This is a genomic window from Amycolatopsis sp. (assembly GCF_036008905.1).
Lineage (GTDB): Bacteria > Actinomycetota > Actinomycetes > Mycobacteriales > Pseudonocardiaceae > Amycolatopsis.
The window spans coordinates 1-4,398 of the sequence record NZ_DASYMU010000115.1 but is presented as its reverse complement, the minus strand read 5'-3'; the positions used below and the strand labels follow the sequence as shown (position 1 = coordinate 4,398).

The following is a 4,398-nucleotide window of genomic DNA, read 5'->3' as shown; positions in this document are numbered from 1 at the left end:
CAAAAATGCCAGAAGCGGCTGCACTGGCCACACCTGGCACCCACACCCGAGTCGCCACGGAGCGTGGCATGCCAGTCATCCAGGGTAATGATGATCTTGAGTCGAGCTTAAGTCAGTGGCATTGCTGTCGACAGATGGCGGGGTGTTGCGCGAGAGAGGTCAGAGTTGGGTGAGGCGGCGCAGAAGGGGGAGGGCGTCGACGACGGTCTTGAGCTCCTCGGCGCTGAGCTCGCTCGCCAGGGCGCGCGCGAGCCACTCCTCGCGGTGCTGGTGGACGCCGCGGACGGTCCGCTCGCCGAGTTTCGACAGCGAGATCAGCGTGCGGCGGCCGTCGGCGGGGTCGGGGCTGCGCGTGAGGTGGCCCAGTTCGTCGAGCACGCCCAGGGTCGCGGCCATCGACTGCTGCCGGACGTGTTCGGCCGTGGCGAGTTCGCCCTGCGTCGCGGCGCCGTCGCGGGCGAGGCGACCGAGGACGGCCGACTGCGACGGCGTCAGCACATCGGCGTTGTCGACCTGGCGAAGTCGCCGATGCAACTGCCCGACGACTCCGCGAAGCTCGCCGGCGGCCTGTGCGACATGCGTGGTGACTCTGCCCATAAACACAGCTTAGGCTGTTGAGTTGGCTATTTGCACCCGTCCGAGTCGGTCATCTCCTTGTCCAGGTTGTACATCATGTCCTCGTCGAACTCGCCTGAGCCGGACGAGCTCGTGGGTGCCTTCTCGCTGTAGGCGGGCGCGAGATACCCGGCCTTGGCCGGTTCGCACGCCATCGAATAGGTCATGCCATCTCCGGCCCCGGAACGCAGTCCCAGGTCCTCGTCGTAGTAACGGGAACCCTTCAGCAGCGAGAAGTCCTCGTCCTTACGAGAGAAGGCCACGATGTCGCCAGGGCCCATCAGGTCCTCCGGCTTGGCCGTGTCGAAGGCGTAGGCGATGAGGTATTCGGCGTGGATGATCAGCTCGCCTTCCTCGGCGCCGGGCTTGGCGGACAGGCGCCCGCTGAGCTTGGGACCGGAGGGAAGGAGGGTGAACCCGTCGGCCACCAAGGTCACGAAGGCGGCGGACTCGGTCTTGTCCGGCTTGTCGAGGATCTCCTTGACCCGCTTCGCTTCGTTCGTCGAAAACAGCGCGAGATAGGCCGAGGGGTCGTGGGCGATCAGCATCTTGCGATCGAGGCGGCTCTGGACGACGGCCTTGGTCACCTGGTCGTAGGCGCTCGCGACCTCTTCGGCGGAGAACGCGCCGACAGCGGCGGGCGCGGGGACGGTGAACCCGGCCGCGCCGTCCTTCCAGTCCGCGGCCGGCGTGCGGGCGAACGGCTGCGCCAGATCCACCTTGGCGTACTGCGGCAAGGCGTTCTGCGGGGTGGTGACGTTGTCGTTCGCGTTCGTGTCGCGCAGCTGGTTCAGCGCCACGGCACCGACGACCAAAGCGACGAGCCCCAGCGATACCCACAGCGCGGGCCGCTTGGTGCGCGGGGAGTCGCTTCCGCGCTTGGACCGCTTCACTTCCGTCCACGCCTCGCGTTCGGCGTGCTTCTGCCAGTCCGGATCCATGAGCTCGGGATGTGTTTCGATACGCCGGTCTTCGGACATGGACAGCCTTCCCCCAGGGTGATGACAAACCCATCATCGCCACGGACGGGTGAGCGTTACCGCCGGCGAGCAAGGCGGATGAAACGGTGTTGAGCGGGTTCGTAGACTTGACAGGTGACCGAGAATGCCCCGCAACAGCAGCCGACCGACCTACCGGGTACCTGGACGCCGTCCGAAGAAGAAGCCGCGATCTACCAGCGCTGGGTAGACGCCGAGTACTTCACGGCCGATCCCACGTCGGACAAGCCGCCGTTCTCGGTAGTGATCCCGCCGCCGAACGTCACCGGTTCCCTGCACATCGGCCACGCCTTCGAGCACACGCTGATCGACACCATCACCCGCTACCACCGCATGCTCGGCGACGAGACGCTGTACCTGCCGGGCATGGACCACGCGAGCATCGCCGTCCACGCACTGGTCGAGAAGCAGCTCCGCGCCGAGGGCACCAGCCGCCGCGAGCTCGGCCGGGAGGCCTTCGTCGAGCGCGTCTGGCAGTGGAAGAACGAGCACGGCGGCCGCATCCTCGCCCAGATGAAGCGCCTGGGTGAAGGCGTGGACTGGACCCGCGAGCGCTTCACCATGGACGCGGGCCTGTCGCAGGCCGTGAACACGATCTTCAAGAAGCTCTACGACGACGGCTTGATCTACCGCGCCGAGCGGCTGGTCAACTGGTCGCCCGACCTGCGTTCGGTGCTTTCGGACGCCGAGGTCGAGCACAAGGAGGTCGAAGGCGAGCTCGTCTCCATGCGGTACGGCGACGGCGCGGATTCGATCGTCGTGGCCACCACGCGGGTCGAGACGATGCTGGGCGACACCGCCGTCGCGGTGCACCCGGACGACGAGCGGTACGCCCACCTCGTCGGCACCGAGGTCGAATTGCCGCTGACCGGCCGCAAGATCCCGATCGTGGCGGACAAGCACGTCGACCCCGAGTTCGGCACCGGCGCGGTCAAGGTGACCCCGGCGCACGACCCGAACGACTTCGAGATCGGCCAGCGGCACAACCTGGCGCTGCTCACGATCATGGACGAGACGGGCCGCATTGCCGACACGGGCACGGAATTCGACGGCATGGACCGGTTCGAGGCCCGCGTCGCCATCCGTGAGCGCCTGCGCGAGCAGGACAGGATCGTCGCGGAGAAGCGTCCGTACCTGCACAGCGTCGGGCATTCCGAGCGCTCGAAGGAGCCGATCGAGCCGCGGCTTTCGCTGCAGTGGTTCGTCAAGGTGGCGCCGCTGGCCAAGGCCGCCGGCGACGCCGTGCGCGACGGCCGCGTCGCGGTGCACCCGCCCGAGATGGCGAAGCGCTATTTCGACTGGGTCGACAACCTGCACGACTGGTGCATCTCGCGTCAGCTGTGGTGGGGCCACCGGATCCCGGTCTGGTACGGCCCGAACGACGAGGTCGTCTGCGTCGGCCCCGACGAGGAACCGCCGACCGGCGAAGGCTGGCACCAGGACGAGGACGTCCTCGACACCTGGTTCTCCTCTGGCCTGTGGCCGTTCTCCACGCTGGGCTGGCCGGAGAAGACGCCGGACCTGAACAAGTTCTATCCGACTTCGGCCCTGGTCACCGGATACGACATCTTGTTCTTCTGGGTCGTCCGGATGATGATGTTCGGCCTCTACGCCACCGGTGAGCCGCCGTTCAAGACGATCGTGCTGCACGGCATGGTCCGCGACCAGTTCGGCAAGAAGATGTCGAAGACCGCGGGCAACGGCGTCGACCCGATCGAGTGGATGGACCGCTACGGCACCGACGCGCTGCGGTTCACCCTGACGCGTGGGGCGAACCCGGGTACGGACGTGCCGATCAGCGAGGAGTGGGTCAACGGTTCGCGCAGTTTCTGCACGAAGCTGTGGAACGCCACCAAGTTCGCGATGATGAACGGCGCGACCGTTGCCGGCGGGCTGCCCGCGGCCGCTGACCTGACCGAAGCCGACCGCTGGATCCTCGGCAGGCTCGACACCGTAGTGTCCGAAGTGGACGGTCAGCTGGCCGACTACCAGTTCGCGAAGGCGACGGAGACGCTGTACCAGTTCACCTGGAACGAGCTCTGCGACTGGTATCTCGAACTGGCCAAGGAGCAGCTCTACAACGGCAGTGAGCCCGTGGTCGCGGCGACCCGCTCGGTGCTCGGCCACGTGCTGGACACCGTGCTGCGCCTGCTGCACCCGTTCATCCCGTTCATCACCGAGAAGCTGTGGATCGCGCTGACCGGTGGCGAGTCGCTCGTCATCGCGCAATGGCCCGCTCCCAACGGTTCCTACGCCGATCCGGCCGTCGACGCCCGGATCGCCGACGTGCAGAAGCTCGTCACCGAGGTGCGCCGCTTCCGCGCGGACCAGGGCCTGCGACCGGGCCAGAAGGTGGCGGCCAAGCTGTCGGGCGCCGGTCACGACGACCTCGTGGCGCACTCCGCCGCGATCCGCTCGCTGGTCCGGCTGACCGAGCCCGACGAAACGTTCGCGCCGAGCGCGTCGATCGAGGTCGGTCTCTCCGGCGGAGCCGCCACCGTCGAGCTGGACCTTTCGGGGACCGTCGACGTCGCCGCCGAGCGCAAGCGGCTGCAGAAGGACCTCGCGGTGGCGGAGAAGGAGCTGGCGCAGACCGATGTGAAGCTCGCGAACACCGCGTTCATCGACAAGGCGCCCGCGAACGTCATCGACAAGATCAAGCTGCGGCGGGAAACCGCGGTGGCGGACATCGAACGCATCAAGGTCCGCCTCACGGCCCTGCCGATCTCGTAGCCCCAGCACAGATCATTACCCCAAAGCGGCGTTGGGGGCACTGGATGCCCCC

General features: G+C 67.2%; 3 protein-coding genes. 1 reads left to right on the top strand and 2 read right to left on the bottom strand.

Annotation, left to right across the window (positions count from 1 at the left end):
• Positions 1 to 159: 159 nt before the first annotated feature.
• Together VGP60_RS21040 and VGP60_RS21035 are read right to left on the bottom strand one after the other, a co-directional pair.
• Positions 160 to 597, bottom strand: coding sequence for a MarR family winged helix-turn-helix transcriptional regulator (locus tag VGP60_RS21040; RefSeq protein ID WP_327549754.1), 438 nt, complete (start codon positions 595 to 597; stop codon positions 160 to 162).
• A gap of 26 nt (positions 598 to 623) precedes the next feature.
• Positions 624 to 1,595 (bottom strand): hypothetical protein, encoded by a 972-nt coding sequence (locus tag VGP60_RS21035; RefSeq protein WP_327549753.1) that lies wholly within the window; start codon positions 1,593 to 1,595, stop codon positions 624 to 626.
• Positions 1,596 to 1,709: 114 nt separating this feature from the next.
• Here VGP60_RS21035 and VGP60_RS21030 point away from each other — a divergent pair, with 114 nt between their 5' ends.
• On the top strand, positions 1,710 to 4,346 hold the full coding sequence (locus tag VGP60_RS21030; RefSeq protein ID WP_327549752.1) for a valine--tRNA ligase: 2,637 nt from the start codon (positions 1,710 to 1,712) through the stop codon (positions 4,344 to 4,346).
• Positions 4,347 to 4,398 lie beyond the last annotated feature (52 nt).